The sequence below is a fragment of the Streptomyces sp. NPDC088725 genome (assembly GCF_044751305.1).
Classification (GTDB): domain Bacteria; phylum Actinomycetota; class Actinomycetes; order Streptomycetales; family Streptomycetaceae; genus Streptomyces.
On sequence record NZ_JBIVLO010000014.1, the window covers coordinates 22,078 to 41,762 of the forward strand.

The window sequence follows — 19,685 nt, forward strand, 5'->3', positions numbered from 1 at the left end:
GTAAGCGCACGATCTCCAGGAACGGAGTCGGGGAACAGGCGGGCTACGTGGCGCGGACCTGCCGAAGCAGGGGCGCTGTGCAGCCCCTGCTGAGGTGAGTCTCGTTCGTTTCCCGCCAATTCATACGCTGAAACCCGCTGTCGGATGTGACTTGCACGACGATGGCACGGCCCGGCTCCACCTGCGGGTCCGTTAGGCGTAGCCTTGATTCCCGCTGTCCATCACCTTGTGAAGCGGAAGAGGGCGGTTCACGCCGTGTCGTCTCAGTCCCCCAGTAACGCGAGCATCTCGACCGACGAAGACGGTCAGGGTAAGAACCCTGCGGCCGCCTTCGGAGCCAATGAGTGGCTTGTCGACGAGATCTACCAGCAGTACCTCCAGGATCCGAATTCGGTCGACCGTGCCTGGTGGGACTTCTTCGCCGACTACAAGCCGGGCACGTCCGCCGGCAGTACGGCGGACAAGCCGGCGGCGACCGCGGCCGCGGGGGCCGCGGCCCCCGCCAAGGCCCCGGCCCAGGCTCCGGCCGCCGCGAAGGCGCCCGCCGCTCCGGCCGCGCAGGCCCCGGCCGCGCCCGCCGCTCCGGCGAAGCCCGCCGCCGCTGCCCCGGCAGCCGCCCCTGCGGCTCCGGCGAAGCCCGCCGCCTCCGCGCCGGCTCCCGCGCCCGCCGCGGCCAAGGCCGCCGCCGACGGCAAGGCCGCGGAAGCGCCCGCGGGTCCGGAGTACGTGACGCTGCGCGGTCCTTCCGCCGCCGTCGCGAAGAACATGAACGCCTCGCTGGAGCTGCCGACGGCCACGTCCGTGCGCGCCGTCCCGGTGAAGCTGCTGTTCGACAACCGCATCGTCATCAACAACCACCTCAAGCGCGCCCGCGGCGGGAAGATCTCCTTCACGCACGTCATCGGGTACGCGATGGTGCAGGCCCTCAAGGCCATGCCGTCGATGAACCACTCCTTCACGGTGAAGGATGGCAAGCCGACCCTGGTCAAGCCGGAGCACGTGAACCTCGGTCTCGCCATCGACCTGGTGAAGCCGAACGGTGACCGCCAGCTCGTCGTCGCCGGCATCAAGAAGGCCGAGACGCTCAACTTCTTCGAGTTCTGGCAGGCGTACGAGGACATCGTCCGCCGCGCCCGCAACAACAAGCTGACGATGGAGGACTTCTCCGGAGTCACCGCGTCGCTGACCAACCCCGGCGGCATCGGCACCGTCCACTCCGTACCGCGTCTGATGCCCGGTCAGGGCCTCATCCTCGGTGTCGGCGCGATGGATTACCCCGCCGAGTTCCAGGGCACGTCGCAGGACACCCTGAACAAGCTGGGCATCTCGAAGGTCATGACGCTGACCTCGACGTACGACCACCGGGTCATCCAGGGTGCGGCGTCGGGCGAGTTCCTGCGGATCGTCAGTCAGCTGCTGCTCGGCGAGAACGACTTCTTCGACGAGATCTTCGAGTCGCTGCGCATTCCGTACGAGCCGGTCCGCTGGCTCAAGGACATCGACGCCTCGCACGACGACGACGTCACGAAGGCCGCCCGCGTCTTCGAGCTGATCCACTCCTACCGGGTCCGCGGCCATGTCATGGCGGACACCGACCCGCTGGAGTACCGCCAGCGCAAGCACCCCGACCTGGACGTCACGGAGCACGGCCTCACGCTCTGGGACCTGGAGCGGGAGTTCGCGGTCGGCGGCTTCGCCGGCAAGACGATGATGAAGCTGCGCGACGTGCTGGGCGTGCTGCGTGAGTCGTACTGCCGCACCACCGGCATCGAGTTCATGCACATCCAGGACCCGAAGCAGCGCAAGTGGCTGCAGGACCGGGTCGAGCGTCCGCGTGCCAAGCCCGAGCGCGAGGAGCAGCTGCGGATCCTGCGCAGGCTCAACGCGGCCGAGGCGTTCGAGACGTTCCTCCAGACGAAGTACGTCGGACAGAAGCGCTTCTCGCTGGAGGGTGGCGAGTCCACCATCCCGCTGCTCGACGCGGTCATCGACGCGGCGGCCGAGGCGCGGCTCGACGAGGTCGTCATCGGCATGGCCCACCGCGGCCGGCTGAACGTCCTCGCGAACATCGTCGGCAAGTCGTACGCGCAGATCTTCCGGGAGTTCGAGGGCAACCTCGACCCGAAGTCGATGCACGGCTCCGGCGACGTGAAGTACCACCTGGGCGCCGACGGCGTGTTCACCGGTCTGGACGGCGAGCAGATCAAGGTCTCGCTCGCCGCGAACCCCTCGCACCTGGAGGCGGTCGACCCGATCCTGGAGGGCATCGCCCGCGCCAAGCAGGACATCATCAACAAGGCGGGTACGGACTTCACGGTCCTGCCCATCGCGCTCCACGGTGACGCGGCCTTCGCCGGCCAGGGCGTCGTGGCCGAGACGCTGAACATGTCGCAGCTGCGCGGCTACCGCACCGGCGGCACGGTCCACGTCGTGATCAACAACCAGGTCGGCTTCACCGCCGCCCCGGAGTCGGCGCGTTCGTCGATGTACGCGACCGACGTGGCCCGCATGATCGAGGCGCCGATCATCCACGTGAACGGCGACGACCCGGAGGCCGTGGTCCGCGTCGCGCGGCTCGCCTTCGAGTTCCGTCAGACGTTCAACAAGGACGTCGTGATCGACCTCATCTGCTACCGCCGCCGCGGTCACAACGAGGGCGACAACCCGAAGTTCACCAACCCGAAGATGTACAACCTGATCGACAAGAAGCGCTCGGTGCGCAAGCTCTACACCGAGTCGCTGATCGGCCGGGGCGACATCACGCTGGAAGAGGCGGAGCAGGCGCTCCAGGACTTCCAGGGTCAGCTGGAGAAGGTCTTCGCGGAAGTCCGTGAGGCCACCTCGCAGCCGGCGTCGGCGCACGTCCCCGACGCGCAGGCCGAGTTCCCGGTCGCGGTGACGACGGCGATCTCCCAGGAGGTCGTCAAGCGCATCGCCGAGTCGCAGGTCAACATCCCGGACAACATCACGGTCCACCCGCGACTGATGCCGCAGATGCAGCGCCGTGCCGCGTCCGTGGACGACGGCACGATCGACTGGGGCATGGGCGAGACCCTCGCCATCGGCTCGCTGCTGATGGAGGGCACCCCGGTCAGGCTCTCCGGCCAGGACACCCGGCGCGGTACGTTCGGCCAGCGCCACGCGGTCCTCGTCGACCAGGAGTCCGGCGAGGACTACACCCCGCTGCTGTACCTGTCGGGCGAGCAGGCCCGGTACAACGTCTACGACTCGCTGCTCAGCGAGTACGCGGCGATGGGCTTCGAGTACGGCTACTCGCTGGCCAGGCCCGAGTCGCTGGTCATGTGGGAAGCGCAGTTCGGTGACTTCGTCAACGGCGCGCAGACCGTCGTGGACGAGTTCATCTCCTCGGCCGAGCAGAAGTGGGGCCAGACGTCCGGCGTCACGCTGCTGCTGCCGCACGGCTACGAGGGCCAGGGCCCGGACCACTCGTCCGCGCGTCCCGAGCGCTTCCTCCAGATGTGCGCGCAGAACAACATGACGGTCGCCATGCCGACGCTGCCGTCGAACTACTTCCACCTGCTGCGCTGGCAGGTCCACAACCCGCACCACAAGCCGCTGATCGTCTTCACGCCGAAGTCGATGCTGCGTCTGAAGGCCGCGTCCTCGAAGGCGGAGGAGTTCACCACCGGCGGGTTCCGCCCGGTGATCGGTGACGATTCCGTGGACCCGGCCGCCGTGCGCAAGGTCGTCTTCTGCTCCGGCAAGGTCTACTACGACCTGGACGCCGAGCGGCAGAACCGCGGCATCACGGACACCGCGATCCTGCGTCTTGAGCGGCTGTACCCGCTTCCCGGCAAGGAACTGCAGGCGGAGATCGCCAAGTTCCCGAACACCGAGAAGTACCTGTGGACGCAGGAGGAGCCGGCGAACCAGGGCGCGTGGCCGTTCATCGCGCTCAACCTGATCGACCACCTGGACCTCGCGGTCGGCGCGGACATTCCGCACGGCGAGCGCCTGCGCCGCATCTCGCGGCCGCACAGCTCGTCCCCGGCGGTCGGCTCGGCCAAGCGCCACCAGGCGGAGCAGCAGCAGCTGGTCAACGAGGTGTTCGACGCCTGACCGGCGACCGTACGCACGGCCGGAGGCCCGGTCCCCCGATCTTGAGTTCCCCTGGGTTCCCCTGGGTTCTGGAGATCGCGGGGCCGGGCCTCCGGCCGTTTCCTTGTGCGCGGGACCTCTGTCCCTTCTTGGGGCGTGCCACCAGGCATTAGGCTGAATCCCATGTACTTCACGGACCGTGGGATCGAGGAACTGGAGAAGCGGCGCGGCGAGGAGGAGGTCACGTTCGAGTGGCTGGCCGAACAGCTGCGGATGTTCGTCGACCTCAATCCCGACTTCGAGGTGCCGGTCGAACGGCTCGCGACCTACCTCGCCCGGCTGGACGACGACGAGGACGAGGACGAGTAGCCGGCTGACGTCACATCTCGCGGCCGAGGCGGTTCCCCCAGCGGGAACCGCCTCGGCCGTTTTCGTATGCCTCTTGACTTCACACATCCGCGATATATCGTGTTCTGAAAGACGCGATATGTTGCGTCATGAGGGGGAGGTCAGCGATGAAAGAGACGTGGGAAGTCGCCGAGCCGGAGAAGCTCACCTTCGACGGCCCGGTGACGGCGCTCCAGGTACGGATCGTCAACGGGACGGTCAACGTCGTCGGTACGGACGGACAGAGTGGCGCGCGCCTGGAGGTCTCACAGGTGACGGGAGCGCCGCTGCGGGTGACCCGTAAGGGCTCGACGCTCACGGTCGCGTACGAGGACCTGCCCTGGAAGGGCTTCCTCAAGTGGCTGGAACGCAAGGGCCGCGGCCGCAGCGCCGTCGTCTCGCTGGCGGTTCCGGCGGGAGCGAGCGTCGAGGTCGGCGTGGTCGGCGCCTCGGCCACGGTCTCCGGGATCCGCGGCGGCGCCGAGGTACGCGGCGTCAACGGCGACACCACGCTCGTCGGCCTCTCCGGCCCGATCATCGCCGAGACCGTGTCCGGCAGCCTGGAGGCCCAGGCCGTCACCGGTGACCTCCGCTTCCACTCGGTCTCCGGTGACCTGACGGTCGTCGAAGGCGCGGGCTCCCGCGTGCGGGCCGAGTCCGTCAGCGGCGACATGGTCATCGACCTCGACCCAGCGGCGGAACCCACCGACATCAGGCTCACCTCCGTCTCGGGCGAGGTCGCCATCCGGCTGCCGCATCCCGCCGACGCGCGCGTCGAGGCCAACACCGTCAGCGGCCGCGTCTCCAACGCCTTCGAGGACCTGCGGGTCAGCGGGCAGTGGGGCGCGAAGAAGATCACCGGCACGCTGGGAGGCGGCACCGGCAGCCTCAGGGCGACGACGGTCTCCGGCTCCATCGCGCTGCTGCGGCGGCCTCCCGCGGACGACGAGCCGCGCGAAGCGGTACCGGCCCCCGCGAAGGAGCTGTGACATGTCTCCGGTATTCGCCCACGGCCGCCTGCGCCTCTACCTCCTCAAGCTCCTCGACGAAGCCCCGCGCCACGGCTACGAGGTGATCCGCCTCCTGGAGGAGCGCTTCCACGGCCTGTACGCGCCGTCCGCCGGCACGGTTTATCCGCGGCTGGCCAAGCTGGAGGCCGAAGGCCTGGTCACCCACGCCACCGAGGGCGGGCGCAAGGTCTACTCGATCACCGACGCCGGACGGGCCGAGCTGGCGGGACGCGGCGGCGAACTGGCCGACCTGGAAGAGGAGATACGGGAGTCCGTGTCCGAACTGGCCGCGGAGATCCGCGACGACGTGCGCGGCGCGGCGGGGCGGCTGCGCAGCGAGATGCGGGCGGCGGCGTCCGAGACCGACGCGGGTACGGGTACGGGTGCGGGTGCGGCCGGTGATCTGGAGTCGTGGCGGTTGGCGAAGGAGGAGCTGCGCCGCGCCAAGCGCGAGTGGCAGGACCAGGCCCGCCGCGCGAAGGAGGAGTCCCGCCGCGCCCGCGAGGACGCGCAGCAGGCGCGGAGCCAGGCGAAGGAGGCGCAGGAGAGGGCCCGCGAGGAGATGCAGCGTCTCGCGAAACAGGTCAAGGAGAACTTCGGGCGCGGCGATTGGCCCACCGGGGTCCGGGAGGGGTTGTCGGACCTGGTGGGCGGGCTGAGCGGGGCCGGCGTAGCCAGCGGGGTCGGCGGGGCCGGCGGGGCCGGCGGGGGTACGGCGTGGGGGCGGGACGCTCCGGAAACGGGTGACCCGGCGCGGGACCTGGACCGGCTGCTGGACCGCTTCCGCGACGATGTCCGGGATGCGGCGCGGGACCACGGGGTGACGGAGGCGCAACTCGCGGAGGTACGTCGGCACATGGCTACGGCGGCGGGGCGGATCTCGGCGACGCTGTCGCCGGAGAGGGAGGGGTAACGGGGGTCGGCGTGCGGTGGCGCCGTCCGGCGGGGTGTCGCCGTCCGGCGGGGTGTCGCCGTCCGGCGGGGGCTGCGTGGTTCGTTGTGCGCTGCGGTGTCGCCGTCCGGCGCGGGCTGCGTGGTTCGTCGCGCGTTGCGGTTGCGTTGTCGCGTGCGGGCCGCCGTCCGGCAGGGGCTGCGTGGTTCGTCGCGCGTTGCGGTTGCGTTGTCGCGTGCGGGCCGCCGTCCGGCAGGGGCTGCGTGGTTCGTCGCGCGTTGCGGTTGCGTTGTCGCGTGCGGGCCGCCGTCCGCTGGGGTGTTGTGCTTGCTGTTGGTGCCGGGTTCCGCGCAGGGGAAGTGTCCGCCACTGCATGATTTACGGCGTGTACAGGCGTAGCGGGCACCGGGCCCGTGGTGTCCACGCCGCAAAGTCACGCTTTACGTTCTGGACACCACCCCTCCACGGCCCCCTTCCACCTGCGGACGACCAGTCGCTCCGCTGATCGCCGGGATGTTGGCGCGGGCCGCGTGTGGTGCATCGCGGGTTCGTTCTGGACACCGCCCCTCCACGGCCCCCTTCCACCTGCGGACGACCAGTCGCTCCGCTGATCGCCGGGATGTTGGCGCGGGCCGCGTGTGGTGCATCGCGGGTTCGTTCTGGACACCGCCCCTCCACGGCCCCCTCTCGCCTGCGAGCCGTCAGTCGCTCAGGGGGTCAGGACCACCTTGCCGAACAGGTTGCCCGCTGCCATTTTTTCGAAGCCGTCGCGTGCCCTGTCCAGGGGCAGTACCTCGTCGATCACCGGGCGCACGCCCATCGTCGCGCAGAACGCGAGGAGGTCTTCCAGTTCGTCCTTGGAGCCCATCGTGGAGCCCACGACCTTCAGTTCCAGGAAGAAGATCCTCGTCAGTTCCGCGTGCGACGGACGGTCGCCGCTCGTCGCGCCGGAGATGACCAGCGTGCCGCCGGGTCTGAGGGATTTGATGGAGTGGGACCAAGTCGCCGCGCCGACCGTTTCGATCACCGCGTCCACCCGGTGCGGGAGCCGCGCGCCCGGTTCGAAGGTGGCGAGGGCGCCCAGTTCTTCGGCCCTTCGGCGCTTTTCCTCGTCGCGGCTCGTGGCGTAGACGCGGAGGCCGGCCGCGCTGCCGAGGGCGATCGCGGCGGTCGCGACGCCTCCGCCCGCGCCCTGGACGAGGACCGAGTCGCCGGGGCGTACGCCCGCGTTGGTGAAGAGCATGCGGTACGCGGTGAGCCAGGCGGTCGGCAGGCAGGCGGCCTGCTCGAAGCTGAGTTCGGGGGGTTTGGGCAGTACGTTCCACGTCGGCACGGTGACCTGTTCGGCGAACGTGCCCTGGTAGCGCTCGGTGAGAATGGAGCGGGGCTCGTGGGGGCCGACGCCGTGGCCGGTCGCGCCGATGACGGAGTGGACGACGACGTCGTTGCCGTCCTCGTCGGTTCCTGCGGCGTCGCAGCCGAGGATCATCGGCAGTTTGTCCTCGCTCAGGCCCACCCCGCGCAGCGACCACAGGTCGTGGTGGTTGAGGGAGGCGGCCCTGACGGTGACGGTGGTCCAGCCGGGGCGTGGCGCGGGGGCCGGGCGCTCGCCCAGTTCCAGGCCGTTGAGGGGGTGGTCGGGGTCGATGCGGGCGGCGTAGGCGGCGAACATGGCCCTGACGATAGGACGCGCGCGGTGCGCGGGGGAACCGTACGGGCCTGACGGGCCGTGCCGTACCCCCGCACGAGGGGTACGGCACGGACCGGTCAGCGGCGGGCGACTCCCTCGGCGCGAGCGGCCGCGGCGACCGCGGCGGTGACCGCCGGGGCGACCCGCTCGTCGAACGGCGAGGGGATCACGTACTCCGCGGACAGTTCGTCACCGACGACGTCGGCCAGCGCGTTCGCCGCGGCGATCTTCATGCCTTCGGTGATCCGCGACGCCCGTACCTGAAGGGCGCCCGCGAAGATGCCGGGGAACGCCAGCACGTTGTTGATCTGGTTCGGGAAGTCGCTGCGTCCGGTCGCCACGACGGCCGCGTAGCGGTGCGCGATGTCGGGGTGGACCTCGGGGTTCGGGTTGGCCATCGCGAAGACGAACGAGTCGGGTGCCATCGCGGCGATCGCCGGCTCGGGGACCGTTCCGCCGGAGACGCCGATGAACACGTCCGCGCCGTGGAGCGCGTTCTCCAGCGAGCCGGAGAGGCCCGCCCGGTTGGTGATCTCGGCGAGTTCACGCTTGACGTCGGTCAGGTCCTCACGGTCGGCGCTGACGATGCCCTTGCGGTCGGCCACCGCGACATCCCCGATCCCCGCGGCGAGCAGGAACTTGGCGATGGCGACGCCGGCCGCACCCGCGCCGGAGATGACCGCGCGCAGCTCGCCGAGTTCGCGCTTCGTCAGCTTCGCCGCGTTGCGCAGGGCCGCGAGGGTGACCACGGCCGTGCCGTGCTGGTCGTCGTGGAAGACGGGGATGTCCAGGGCGTCCTGGAGCCTGCGCTCGATCTCGAAGCAGCGCGGGGCCGCGATGTCCTCCAGGTTCACGCCGCCGAAGGACGGGGCGAGCCGTACGACCGTGTCGACGATCTCGTCGGTGTCGGTGGTGGCGAGCGCCAGCGGCACCGCGTCGACGCCGCCGAACTGCTTGAACAGGATCGCCTTGCCCTCCATCACGGGGAGCGAGGCTTCCGGGCCGATGTCGCCCAGGCCGAGCACGGCGGTTCCGTCCGTCACGACGGCGACGACCTGCGACTTCCAGGTGTAGTCATGGACCAGCTCGGGGTTCTCGGCGATCGCGCTGCACACTTTCGCGACGCCGGGGGTGTAGGCGAGGGACAGGTCGTCTCTGTCGCGCACCGGCACGGTGGCCTGAATGGCCATCTTGCCGCCGCGGTGGAGCGCGAACGCCGCGTCGAAGGGCTCGTCTCGAGCGCTCTCGGTACCGCTGTCACTGCGAGGATTGACGATCTCCGCTGACATCTAGGGGACCCCTTAAAGTCTTCATCAGTTGAGGGTGGCCACTCCCGGTTCAGGAGGGGTGGGCGAGCACCGCATGCGTTCTCCGCGGGGGCGGTCGGCCCGCTGGGCGGAGAGTGCCACGTACGCGCGGGCGCGCCGCACACGCGCCCTGAGCCCCGGATGAGGGGTGTAATCGTCCTTCATACCGGAGAGGTGCCACCGCAGACGAGTCCACACCTCTGCGGTGACTCGGCTCAAAGCAGACCAAATACGACGCGTTCACACGGGAGGCATTCGGGGGCAAAGCGGCCGCTGTGACCGGTGGCCCGGTACTGGCAAGGGGACCTGCCGAGGGTCCCGGGCGTGTCTCGTTACCCGATATTGACATGCCCGGGCCCCTGAAGAGGTGCGTCCAAATGGCAGGATGCGGTATTCACACACTGTCGCGACATCCGATGGCGTGTACCGAACCGATTGGCTGTCTCCCTACCCCGCCGGAGGACCCTGACCATGACCGCAAGCACCTCTCGTACGAACACCGCGAAGTCCCGGATTGCCGCGGTCGGTGCGATCGCGGTCGCGGGCACTCTGCTGCTGACCGCCTGTGGCGACCAGACCGACGGTGCGACCAAGGACTCCGGCACGAAGTCGAACAGCGCCCCGCTCTTCGACAAGCTGCCCGCGGACATCCAGAAGTCGGGTGTCATCAAGGTCGGCACCAATGCGGAGTACGCGCCGATGGAGTCGGTGGCCGGCGGCAAGATCGTCGGCGTCGACCCCGACATCGCCGCCGCCCTGGGCAAGCAGCTCGGCGTGCGTTTCGATTTCACCTCCGGCTCGTTCGACGGCCTGATCACCGCCCTCAACTCCGGCCGGTACCAGGTCGCGATGTCATCGATCACCGACAACAAGCAGCGCCAGGAAGGCCTGGACGACAAGGGCAAGAAGCTCGGTGAGGGTGTCGACTTCGTCGACTACTTCACCGCCGGCACCGCCGTGTACGTCCAGAAGGGCAACCCGAAGGGCATCACGTCCATAGAGGACCTGTGCGGCAGAATCGCCGCCGTACAGAAGGGCACCACGTACGAGGCCGCACTCAAGACGCAGTCGGCGAAGTGTGCGGACGGCGGCAAGAAGCCCATCACGATCGAGTCCTTCGAGAACGACACCGAGGCGCAGACCCGGGTGAAGGCCGGCGGCGCGGTGGCCGGGGTCAACGACTACCCGGTGGCCGTCGACCTGGCCGCCAAGGCCGACGGCGGCAAGAGCTTCGAGGTCCTGGACAAGCAGTACGACGCGGGTCCGTTCGGTATCGCCGTCAGCAAGAAGAACACGCAGCTCCGGGATGCCCTGAAGGCCGCGGTCGACGCGATCATCAAGGACGGTTCGTACCAGAAGGTGCTGGAGACGTGGGGCGCCGAGACCGGCGCCATCGACGCGGCCGCCATCAACGGCGGCAAGTGAGCCGGGGCCGACGCTGAAGGGCAGTCGTTGTGACAAGTAGTTTCGAAAAGGTGCCGGCCGCTGCCGCACCGGGCGGCGGCGCCGCCTCCGAAGGAGATCCGTCGAAGGGCGCGATCGCCCCCGAGGCCATCCGGGCCATTCCCGTACGGCATTACGGGCGCTGGCTCAGCGGTGTGATCGTGATCGCGCTGCTCGCGGTCCTGGTGTTCGCGTTCGCCCAGGGCAATGTGCAGTGGCACGCGATCCCGGACACGCTCTTCGACGACGCGGTCGTCAAGGGCGCGGGGTACACCCTGGTGATCACGGTGCTCGCCATGCTGCTCGGCGTGGTCCTCGGCGTCGTGCTGGCCATCATGCGCATGTCGAAGAACCCGGTGACCAGCGGCGTCGCCTGGCTGTACATCTGGTTCTTCCGCGGCACGCCGGTCTACGTGCAGCTGCTGCTGTGGTTCAACCTGGCGCTGATCTTCCCGATCCTGAACATCCCGTTCATCTACAAGGACGAGATGACGGACGTCATGACCCCGTTCATGTGCGCCCTGCTGGGGCTCGGCCTCAACGAGGCCGCGTACATGGCGGAGATCTGCCGGGCCGGTATCCAGTCCGTCGACGAGGGCCAGGCGGAAGCCTCGCACGCGCTCGGTATGACCCAGGGCAAGACGATGCGCCGGGTGGTGCTGCCGCAGGCGCTGCGGGTGATCATTCCGCCGACCGGCAACGAGTTCATCAATATGCTGAAGACGTCGTCGCTGACGGTCGCGGTGACGTATCCGGAATTGCTGCGCGCCACGTCGAGCATCGGCTCCACGTCGTACGCGGTGATGGAGATGCTCTTCGTCGCGTCGATCTGGTACATCGCGATGACCAGTGTGTTCAGCGTCGGTCAGTTCTACCTGGAGCGTCGTTACGCCCGCGGCACGAGCCGCAGCCTGGCTGCCACCCCGTGGCAGAGGGTCAAGGCGAACGTGCTCTCCCTGCGCGGCACGAGGGGTGTTGTCCGATGACTGCGATGGTGAAGGCCGAGGGCGTCCACAAGTCCTTCGGCGCGGCCCACATCCTCAAGGGCATAGACCTGGAGGTGGCCCCGCGAGAGGTGTTCTGCCTGGTCGGTCCTTCCGGTTCCGGCAAGTCGACGTTCCTGCGGTGCATCAACCACCTGGAACAGATCAACGCCGGACGGCTTTACGTCGACGGCGAGTTGGTCGGCTACCGGCAGAAGGGCGAGAAGCTGTACGAGCTGAAGGACAGCGAAGTCGCCCTGAAGCGCCGGGACATCGGCATGGTCTTCCAGCGCTTCAACCTGTTCCCGCACATGACGGCGGTCGAGAACGTCATGGAGGCGCCGGTCCAGGTGCGCGGCGAGTCGAAGGCCACGGCACGCGCCCGCGCCCTCCAACTGCTCGACCGCGTAGGCCTGTCCGAGAAGTCGGGCAACTACCCGTCCCAGCTCTCCGGCGGTCAGCAGCAGCGGGTGGCCATAGCGCGCGCGCTCGCGATGGAGCCGAAGCTGATGCTCTTCGACGAGCCGACATCGGCGCTCGACCCCGAGCTGGTGGGTGACGTCCTGGACGTCATGCGCGACCTCGCGGAGGACGGCATGACGATGGTCGTGGTCACCCACGAGATGGGTTTCGCCCGCGAGGTGGGCGACGCGCTGGTCTTCATGGACGACGGTGTGGTGGTCGAATCGGGCCACCCGCGCGACGTACTGGCGAACCCCCAGCACGACCGGACGAAGTCATTCCTGTCGAAGGTGCTGTAGGGATCCTGGAAGGCGCCGCGAAGGCCGGGGAAGGGCGGTACGCAGTCATCGGTACCGCCCTTCCGCGTCCGCGCGCGTCGCGGACCCCGCTGCCGCCTGAGTCGCGCCCGTTACTTCAGCGCGAGCACGAGGGAGTCCGAGGGCGAGGTCCAGACGGCCCGCGCCTCGCCGAAACCGGCCTCGCGCAACGTCCGGGCGTGCCACTCCACGGACGGCATGTCCCCGTCGGCGTGCTCTCCGTAGATCCGGAAGCGCTCGGCGGTCGGACCGGCCAGTACCGGGTCCTTCGCGGCGAGGTCCCACCACTCGGCCCAGTCGACGGCGCCGCCGGCCTTGGCCCGGTCCATGCCCGCGTGCCGGTGGGCGCGCTCGGCCGCGTTGATCCGGGGCGTGCTCGTGTCGATCATGCGGTCGGCGTTCATGAACACGCCGCTGTCCCGGACGAGCCCGGCGATCTGCCCGTACAGCGTGGTCAGCGGCCCACTGTGCAGCCAGTGCAGCGCGGTGGCGGTCAGCACGGCGTCGTACGACTCGTACGGCAGCAGCGCCGCCCAGCCCGGGTCCTTCAGGTCCGCCGTCACGAAGCTGACGCGCTCGTCCCCGGCGAAAGAGCCGCGGGCGATGGCGAGCAGCGCCGGATCGAGGTCCACGCCGGTGCTCGTGGCGCCGGGGAACCGGCGCAGCAGCCTGTCCGTGATACTTCCCGTACCGCACGCGAGATCCAGCACCCTCGGCTCGGGGCCCACCAGGGCCTCGACCATGTCCAGCATGACCCTGAACCGCTCCTCGCGGTCGGGCATGTACCACTCCTGCTGGCGGTCCCAGCTCTCCTGCCAGGTTCCCCAGTCGGTGTCGGGCCGCTGCTGTGTCATGAAAAAATCCCCACCCGGTAATACCCTAGTACCATCAATGGCCATTACGTGGCCCCGTCAGAACCGACCTTAGACCGCTGCCGTAAGGACTACAAGTGGAATTGGCCTCTTACTCGGACTACGCCGTGCGCCTGGTCAACAGCGAGGAACCGGGCCGCGGCACGGACAGCCTGACCTCGGTCGAGGCCGTACGCGCTCTCTTCGGCACGAACTCCCAGGCGGCGCGGCGTACCGCGGAGGCGGACATCACCCGCTTCCGCTCCGTACGGGCCAGGATGCGCGCGATCTTCACCGCGGCCGACGCGGGCGAGGCGACCCGGGCGGTGGACCTGCTCAACTCACTGCTGCTGGAATTCCCCGTCAGCCCGCAGATCTCCGGCCACGACTTCCTCGACAACGAGGGCCACCCGCGCTGGCACATGCACCTCGCCGAGCACCCCTCCAACGCGACCGCCGGATACGCCGCGACCGCCGCGATGGGGCTCGCGTTCCACCTGACGGAGTACGGCGTCGACCGATTCGGTCTGTGCCAGGCTCCGCCGTGCCGCAACGCCTACCTCGACACCTCCACCAACCGTTCGCGCCGCTACTGCTCGGACCGCTGCGCCACCCGTGCGAATGTCGCCGCCTACCGGGCCCGCAAGCGCCTGGAGACCGAGCGGTCGGCCAGTACCGGGCGCAGCGCGGACACCAGCCAGGAGACCGTCCCGCGCAGCGACCGCTGATCGGCGGCGCGCGGCCGGTAGCGCGCCCGGATCCGCCCGATGACCAGCTCCTCGGGCACGGCGCCGTAGAGCCTGCTGTCGCCCTCCGCGAACTCGTTGTCCGCCAGCACCCACCAGCCGCCCTCGCGCCGTTCCGCCAGCCGTTTCACGATCAGCAGATCCTGCTGCAGCGGATGTTTCAGCATCACCACGTCACCGGCCTTCACGCCGGCGTGGTGATGCACCAGCACCTGATCCCCCTGTTTGAGCGTCGGGTACATGGAAGGACCCGTCACCTCCGCGATCCCCAACGGCAACAGCTCTCTCGGCTCCCGCCCGGACTCGCTCATCCGCCACCTCCCGGCCACACGGTACGTTCCACCAGCAGTCCCATACTGACCCCGGACTTTTGCCCTAAGCCCATGGGGGCACTCGCGAAATCAGGCTTCTCACGGAGTAATGTCCCACCTGAGAAGACGATCACGAGGAAGGACGGCTCAAATGCTCTCCCGCCTGTTTGCCCCCAAGGTGAAGGTCAGCGCCCACTGCGACCTCCCCTGCGGCGTGTACGACCCCGCCCAGGCCCGCATCGAAGCCGAGTCGGTCAAGGCCGTCCAGGAGAAGATGGCCGGGAACGACGACGCTCACTTCCAGGCGCGCGCCACCGTCATCAAGGAGCAGCGCGCCGAGCTGGCCAAGCACCACGTCTCGGTGCTGTGGAGCGACTACTTCAAGCCGCCGCACTTCGAGAAGTACCCGGAGCTGCACCAGCTGGTCAACGACACCCTGAAGGCCCTCTCGGCCGCGAAGGGCTCGAAGGACCCGGCGACCGGCCAGAAGGCGCTGGACCTCATCGCCCGGATCGACACCATTTTCTGGGAGACGAAGAAGGCCTGATCCCGCGTCAGCGGAATCACCGCGTTCGACTGTCCGCACCCGGTCCCTCGTGGGCCGGGTGCGGTCGTCGTTCCGAGGTGTGCCCCTGCTCCCGCCCGCCCGCGTCTACGGCACCTCGGCCACGGCTGTGATCTCGACGAGCTGCCCGGGATAACCCAGGCACGAGACGCCGAGCAGTGTGGAGGTGTGCGGGCCCAGCGCGAGACCGCCGGCCTGGACCACCTCCCACACCCGGCCGAGATCCGCGGGATCCGTCGGCACCACGTACACCGTCGTGGCGACGACATCGCCGGGACCGCATCCGACGGCTTCCAGCGCCGTGTCCAAGTTGGCGAGGACCTGCCCGGTCTGGGCCTCCAGGTCTCCGGGACCGACCAGGACACCGTCCCGGTCGAGCGGCACGGCCCCTGCCAGGAAGGCCAGCCGCCGGCCGGTCTCCACCACGGCGGTGTGCGCGTAACCCGGCGGCGGGAAAAGGCCGGGTACGACCGTACGGTGCGCCACTGTCGTTTCTCCTCGTCGTCAACGGCGATTGTGCTCACGCCGACCCGGGTCCGCACAAAGGGTTTTCGTGCGCCGCGAGGAGGCCGTCGGCGCTCGGCGACAGCGACGCTACGCGTGTAGCAACGGGCTCCGGTGGCGCGTGAGCCATTCGCGGTAGCCCACCGCGCGCAGCGCCGCCTCCCGGTACGCCGCCTCCAGGTCCGCGTAGACGTCCTCGCCCGCCACGCCGGCCTCGTACGCGTCGGGACGGGTGAAGAGCAGCAGCCGTACCGCCAAGGGGTCGTCACGCAGCGGCCGGATCGCCACGTCGTCCCGTGCGCCCGACGTCGGCTGGCACGGTGCGACCGCTTCGCCGACCGCGACGAGTGACGCCGCGGTCGAGTAATCCCCGTGCACCACAGGCGGGTTCAGGCCCGCCTTGGCAAAGACCCGTCGTACACCGTCCCATTCGCCGTCCACCGTCGGATCGATGATCCAGCGGTCACCGGCCAGGTCGGCGAGTTCCACCACGGGGTTGGCCGCCGCCGGGTGGTCGCGGGCCATCGAGATGAACTGCGGCTCCCGCTCGACCAGTACGCGCCGCTCAAGGCCGTCGGGCACCGGCAGCGGACAGCCTTCCACCTCGTGGACGAAGGCCACGTCCAGCTGCCCCGCCGCCACCATCCGCAGCAGACCGCCGGAAGACGCGTCCACGTGCAGGGAGATGTCCGTACCCGGCAGCCGGCGCCTGAGCCGTTGCAGCCAGCCCGCCAGCGCGCGGCTCGCGGTGGCGCCGATCCGCAGCCGCGGGCCGTCGGCCAGCCCGGCCGCCGACCGCGCGTCCGCGACCAGCGCGGCCATCTCCGCGACCAGCGGCCGCGCCCTGCTCAGCACGGAACGCCCCACGGGCGTGGGCCGGCAGCCCGTGCGGTCACGGGAGAACAGCTCCGCGCCCAACGAGTGCTCGATCCGGCGGAGTTGAGTCGTCAGGGAGGGCTGGCTCATGCCCAGCTGCCGGGCGGCCTTGTGCAGGCTCCCCGTGTCAGCGATGGCGCACACGGCACGCAAGTGCCTTACCTCCAGCTCCATCCTCCGAGCCTAGAGCGTGATTCTCCTGTGGCACCAGGGACACAAAACGCAGTATTCGGCGTGCATTTGAAAGAATTCCCCCAGGGGGATGCGCTGGGGTTATCACCGGCTGACATCATCCGCTGGGGCGCGCGCTCCTCAATACTCCTCGGTAACCGCACTCGTCCACCGGACGGGTACCGGACCGAAGAGGAGTCCCCCCACATGAGACACCCCAAGACGGTCATCTCCGCGATCGCCGGAATCGGCCTCGGCCTCGCGACCGCCCTCAGCGCGCCCGCCATCGCCGCCGACACCAACAGCGCTGCCCCCACCAGCGCTGTCGCCCTCTCCTCGCCCATCGCCTCTTCGCAGGCCGCGTACGCGGGTTCGAAGGAAGAGGCCGCCAACAACAAGGCCTTCTTCGAGGCCGTCCTCAAGTCGGCCGCCGAGAAGCGCGCCGCCAACCCGGGTGCCGCGTCGGTCACTGTCGTCTACGACGCTTCCCAGGCTCCCAGCTTCGCGAGCCAGATAGCCAGCAGCACCTCGATCTGGAACAACGCGGTCTCCAACGTGAAGTTGCAGGCCGGCAGCAACGCCGACTTCCAGTACTACGAGGGCAACGACCCGGCCGGCTCGTACGCGAGCACCGACGGCCACGGTCAGGGCTACGTCTTCCTGGACTACGCGCAGAACGAGGAGTACGACTCGGTCCGCGTCACTGCGCACGAGACCGGGCACGTGCTCGGCCTCCCCGACGACTACTCCGGCCCGTGCAGCGAGCTGATGTCCGGCGGCGGCCCCGGCACGTCCTGCACGAACACCCAGCCGAACGCGGCGGAGATCGCCCAGGTCAACTCCCTGTGGGCGAACGGCATCGCGGCCGCGCTCGCGAAGGTTTCCTGACCAGGACACCTTCGCGCACGGCAGCACGTACGGTCCGCGCACGGACCCACCCACGGCCCACGCAAGGACCTCCGCACGGCCCGCGCACGCGTGATCCGCGTACGCATCCGCACGACACGCACGAACAGGGGCGCCCCGCGTTCGCACCACGGGGCGCCCCTGCCCCTTGGTAACGTCTCCCGGTGGACTTCCGTACGAACACCGGCGCCTCCCCGGCAGGCGGCGCGAGCGGACCGAATGGCCCCGGTCTGAGTGTCGAAGGCGAATTCGAGACGCGACTGACGGTTCGGGCCGATCGCCCCGGCGCGCTCGTGGCCCTCGGCCACTGGGCCGCCGCGCACGGCCTCGAACTCACCCACATCATTCTCGACCGCGGCCGCACGCCGTCCCGGCCGATACTGACCCTGCGCGGCACGGGCACCCTCGCCGAGCACCGTCTCGCCGCCGCGGAATGCGCCACGCGCCTCGCGTGCGCCGGGTTCGGTGTCGTACGGACGAAGACGGCGGCGGCTCCCTGGAACGACGGCGTCCCGGAGACCGACGCGGACGCCTCGGTGCTGCCCGCGCACTGCCACTTCGAGCATCACATCACGCTGCGGCTGCCGATCCCCTACGACACACACCGGCTGATCGCCGTCGCCGAACAGCACACCGCCCATGTCTCGCGCGCCGCACGCCGCGTGCTGCCCGGCGGTGTTCAGGAACGCTTCGTCACGCAGCGCGTCCACGGCGTGGGCCGGCCGGCCGCGCGCGCCGGGCTGGACGCACTTCTCGATGCCCTGCTCGCGTCCGGATACCAACCGGTGGACATCGAGGAGGAGTTCGTTCTCCTCGACGACAACCCCGCTGTGGACAGCGGCTGGATCGAAGAGTGCGAGAGGAACGAGCCTTCGCCCGGGACCGGTTCGCCGGGTCCGCTCTGACCGAACCATCCGTCCCTGACCAGCCGGCCCGGACCATCCGCCACGAAAAATCCGGCCCGAACCAGTTGTTCCGAACCATCCGCCACGTGCCGGGCAGCCCGGCTCCCGCGCCTCAGGCTCCCACCAGCGGCCTGCCTCCGAGTTCCGTGTCGGCGGGCAGCTGGCGCCGGATGCGGCCGAGGGCCTCCTCGAAACCGCCACCGGCGATGCCCGACGCGTAAGCCGCCCCGTCGCAGTGCAGGGTCAGGCTCAACTCGGCGCGTCCGAGCGGCTCTCCGGCCTCGCGTTCGCCCAGCGTCAGCAGGCAGTTGAGCAGCGCCTGCCGGGCCTCGCCGCTCTCGTTGACGGGCAGCGGGACGTCCCACTCCATGACGCAGGACGACAGCACGTCGCCGGGGCCCACCGGTTCCAGGGCTTCGAAATCCACCCCTTTGTACTCAACCCCCCTTATGCGGGTGCTCACTTGCCGCCCGCTGGTGGTGATGGTGATCGCTTCCGCGCCCTGGCGGTCCCGGTACCAGCCCGCCCATGAATCCGTCGACTCCGCTGTCATGGCGCGGACTGTAGCGGTACCGGATCTTCCGCCGCCGCGTGGGTCACCGCTTCCGGCCGTGCCGTCCGGCGGCGGTCCGCCCGTTCTTCCCCTCAACCCCCTTGCGGTTCACGCCACATGGGCCACATCTGCGGACCGTCGGGCAGCTCGATCGGCTTCTGCGTGAACGCGAACCCGAGCCGCTCGTAGAGACGCGAGCTGCGCTCGCTGCTCGCTTCGAGATAGGCCGGTATGCCTTCTCGGTCACACCGTTCCAGTACGGGCGCGACGAGCGCGCGGCCGAGGCCCTTGCCCTGGTGCTCCGGAGAGACCGCGATCAGCAGCAGGTACTCGTGGGCCCGGTCGTGCGGATGGACCGCGTCCGTGAGCCTGGGGATGATCTCGGTGCGCTCGTTGTCCGGGTCGGTGGCCGCGCGCATCCGGGCGCCGGTGTCGTCGTCCCCGTCCGGCTCCCCCGCCGGGATCTGGAGCCAGAGCGCGGCGGCCGACCCGTCCTCCAGGATGTCGATACGGCCCTCGGAGAACGCCGTATCGATGAACACACCGAAGAACGGCGCGTTCATCGCACGGCGCTGCTCCGTGTCGGGAAAGACCCAGGTGCTCACCGGGTCGTCCATGAACGCCTCGGTCACCAGCCGCTCCAGGGCCTCCCGGTCGCTCTCACCGGCCTGCCTGATCTTCTGCCCGATTCCCATGTCCATGTGCCGGCCCTCCTGTTGACTCGCTGCTTCGTCATCACAACGCAGC

The 19,685-nt window shown here is 69.4% G+C and carries 19 protein-coding genes; 11 read left to right on the plus strand and 8 right to left on the minus strand.

Annotated features, from left to right (window positions below; all coding sequences use genetic code 11):
- Nucleotides 1-255: 255 nt before the first annotated feature.
- The 4 genes from ACIP6N_RS27525 (at nt 256) to ACIP6N_RS27540 (ending at nt 6,369) form a co-directional block, all read left to right on the plus strand.
- Nucleotides 256-4,080 (plus strand): multifunctional oxoglutarate decarboxylase/oxoglutarate dehydrogenase thiamine pyrophosphate-binding subunit/dihydrolipoyllysine-residue succinyltransferase subunit, encoded by a 3,825-nt coding sequence (locus ACIP6N_RS27525; RefSeq protein WP_401819954.1) that lies wholly within the window; start codon nt 256-258, stop codon nt 4,078-4,080.
- A 162-nt stretch (nt 4,081-4,242) separates the two neighbouring features.
- Nucleotides 4,243-4,428, plus strand: a complete 186-nt coding sequence (locus tag ACIP6N_RS27530; protein ID WP_401819955.1) for a DUF6104 family protein — start codon at nt 4,243-4,245, stop codon at nt 4,426-4,428.
- Between the two features lie 146 nt (nt 4,429-4,574).
- Complete coding sequence (locus tag ACIP6N_RS27535) at nt 4,575-5,435, plus strand: DUF4097 family beta strand repeat-containing protein (protein WP_401819958.1); 861 nt, start codon at nt 4,575-4,577, stop codon at nt 5,433-5,435.
- 1 nt (nt 5,436) lies between these two features.
- Nucleotides 5,437-6,369 (plus strand): helix-turn-helix transcriptional regulator, encoded by a 933-nt coding sequence (locus tag ACIP6N_RS27540; RefSeq protein ID WP_401819960.1) that lies wholly within the window; start codon nt 5,437-5,439, stop codon nt 6,367-6,369.
- Between the two features lie 688 nt (nt 6,370-7,057).
- On the opposite strand, the gene ACIP6N_RS27545 is transcribed toward ACIP6N_RS27540, so the two are convergent.
- Both ACIP6N_RS27545 and ACIP6N_RS27550 read right to left on the minus strand, forming a co-directional pair.
- Entirely contained in the window at nt 7,058-8,020 is a 963-nt protein-coding gene (locus ACIP6N_RS27545) for a zinc-binding dehydrogenase (protein ID WP_401819962.1), read from the minus strand.
- 95 nt (nt 8,021-8,115) lie between these two features.
- Nucleotides 8,116-9,327 (minus strand): NADP-dependent malic enzyme, encoded by a 1,212-nt coding sequence (locus ACIP6N_RS27550; RefSeq protein WP_401819965.1) that lies wholly within the window; start codon nt 9,325-9,327, stop codon nt 8,116-8,118.
- A 489-nt stretch (nt 9,328-9,816) separates the two neighbouring features.
- On the opposite strand from ACIP6N_RS27550, the gene ACIP6N_RS27555 reads away from it, so the two are divergent.
- The 3 genes from ACIP6N_RS27555 to ACIP6N_RS27565 are packed head-to-tail and all read left to right on the plus strand — an operon-like array spanning nt 9,817 to nt 12,532.
- Nucleotides 9,817-10,770, plus strand: a complete 954-nt coding sequence (locus tag ACIP6N_RS27555) for an ABC transporter substrate-binding protein (protein ID WP_401819967.1) — start codon at nt 9,817-9,819, stop codon at nt 10,768-10,770.
- Between the two features lie 29 nt (nt 10,771-10,799).
- The gene (locus tag ACIP6N_RS27560) at nt 10,800-11,774 is read left to right on the plus strand and encodes an amino acid ABC transporter permease (protein WP_401819970.1); all 975 of its coding nucleotides are present in this window, start codon (nt 10,800-10,802) and stop codon (nt 11,772-11,774) included.
- The gene (locus ACIP6N_RS27565; protein ID WP_401819972.1) at nt 11,771-12,532 is read left to right on the plus strand and encodes an amino acid ABC transporter ATP-binding protein; all 762 of its coding nucleotides are present in this window, start codon (nt 11,771-11,773) and stop codon (nt 12,530-12,532) included. Before ACIP6N_RS27560 ends, ACIP6N_RS27565 begins: the two co-directional genes overlap by 4 nt.
- A gap of 110 nt (nt 12,533-12,642) precedes the next feature.
- Here the strand turns inward: ACIP6N_RS27565 and ACIP6N_RS27570 are convergent, their stop codons facing one another.
- A complete protein-coding gene (locus ACIP6N_RS27570; RefSeq protein ID WP_401819974.1) occupies nt 12,643-13,404 on the minus strand; it encodes a class I SAM-dependent methyltransferase in 762 nt (253 codons plus the stop codon).
- A 95-nt stretch (nt 13,405-13,499) separates the two neighbouring features.
- On the opposite strand from ACIP6N_RS27570, the gene ACIP6N_RS27575 reads away from it, so the two are divergent.
- Nucleotides 13,500-14,129 (plus strand): CGNR zinc finger domain-containing protein, encoded by a 630-nt coding sequence (locus ACIP6N_RS27575; protein ID WP_401819975.1) that lies wholly within the window; start codon nt 13,500-13,502, stop codon nt 14,127-14,129.
- On the opposite strand, the gene sodX is transcribed toward ACIP6N_RS27575, so the two are convergent.
- Nucleotides 14,033-14,458 (minus strand): nickel-type superoxide dismutase maturation protease, encoded by a 426-nt coding sequence (sodX, locus tag ACIP6N_RS27580; protein WP_401819976.1) that lies wholly within the window; start codon nt 14,456-14,458, stop codon nt 14,033-14,035. The genes ACIP6N_RS27575 and sodX overlap by 97 nt on opposite strands.
- A gap of 151 nt (nt 14,459-14,609) precedes the next feature.
- On the opposite strand from sodX, the gene sodN reads away from it, so the two are divergent.
- Nucleotides 14,610-15,005, plus strand: coding sequence for a superoxide dismutase, Ni (sodN, locus tag ACIP6N_RS27585; protein WP_401819977.1), 396 nt, complete (start codon nt 14,610-14,612; stop codon nt 15,003-15,005).
- A gap of 105 nt (nt 15,006-15,110) precedes the next feature.
- On the opposite strand, the gene ACIP6N_RS27590 is transcribed toward sodN, so the two are convergent.
- Both ACIP6N_RS27590 and ACIP6N_RS27595 read right to left on the minus strand, forming a co-directional pair.
- Nucleotides 15,111-15,509: a RidA family protein gene (locus ACIP6N_RS27590; protein ID WP_401819980.1), complete on the minus strand. Its 399-nt coding sequence runs from the start codon at nt 15,507-15,509 to the stop codon at nt 15,111-15,113.
- 108 nt (nt 15,510-15,617) lie between these two features.
- On the minus strand, nt 15,618-16,577 hold the full coding sequence (locus ACIP6N_RS27595) for a LysR family transcriptional regulator (RefSeq protein WP_401819983.1): 960 nt from the start codon (nt 16,575-16,577) through the stop codon (nt 15,618-15,620).
- 204 nt (nt 16,578-16,781) lie between these two features.
- On the opposite strand from ACIP6N_RS27595, the gene snpA reads away from it, so the two are divergent.
- Together snpA and ACIP6N_RS27605 are read left to right on the plus strand one after the other, a co-directional pair.
- Nucleotides 16,782-17,462 (plus strand): snapalysin, encoded by a 681-nt coding sequence (gene snpA, locus ACIP6N_RS27600; RefSeq protein WP_401819984.1) that lies wholly within the window; start codon nt 16,782-16,784, stop codon nt 17,460-17,462.
- Nucleotides 17,463-17,644: 182 nt separating this feature from the next.
- Nucleotides 17,645-18,385, plus strand: coding sequence for a hypothetical protein (locus tag ACIP6N_RS27605; protein WP_401819987.1), 741 nt, complete (start codon nt 17,645-17,647; stop codon nt 18,383-18,385).
- A gap of 112 nt (nt 18,386-18,497) precedes the next feature.
- Here the strand turns inward: ACIP6N_RS27605 and ACIP6N_RS27610 are convergent, their stop codons facing one another.
- Both ACIP6N_RS27610 and ACIP6N_RS27615 read right to left on the minus strand, forming a co-directional pair.
- On the minus strand, nt 18,498-18,938 hold the full coding sequence (locus tag ACIP6N_RS27610) for a DUF6304 family protein (protein ID WP_401819988.1): 441 nt from the start codon (nt 18,936-18,938) through the stop codon (nt 18,498-18,500).
- A gap of 92 nt (nt 18,939-19,030) precedes the next feature.
- Nucleotides 19,031-19,639 carry a GNAT family N-acetyltransferase gene (locus tag ACIP6N_RS27615; RefSeq protein WP_401819990.1) on the minus strand — a complete coding sequence of 203 codons (609 nt, stop codon included), beginning with the start codon at nt 19,637-19,639 and terminating at the stop codon, nt 19,031-19,033.
- Nucleotides 19,640-19,685 lie beyond the last annotated feature (46 nt).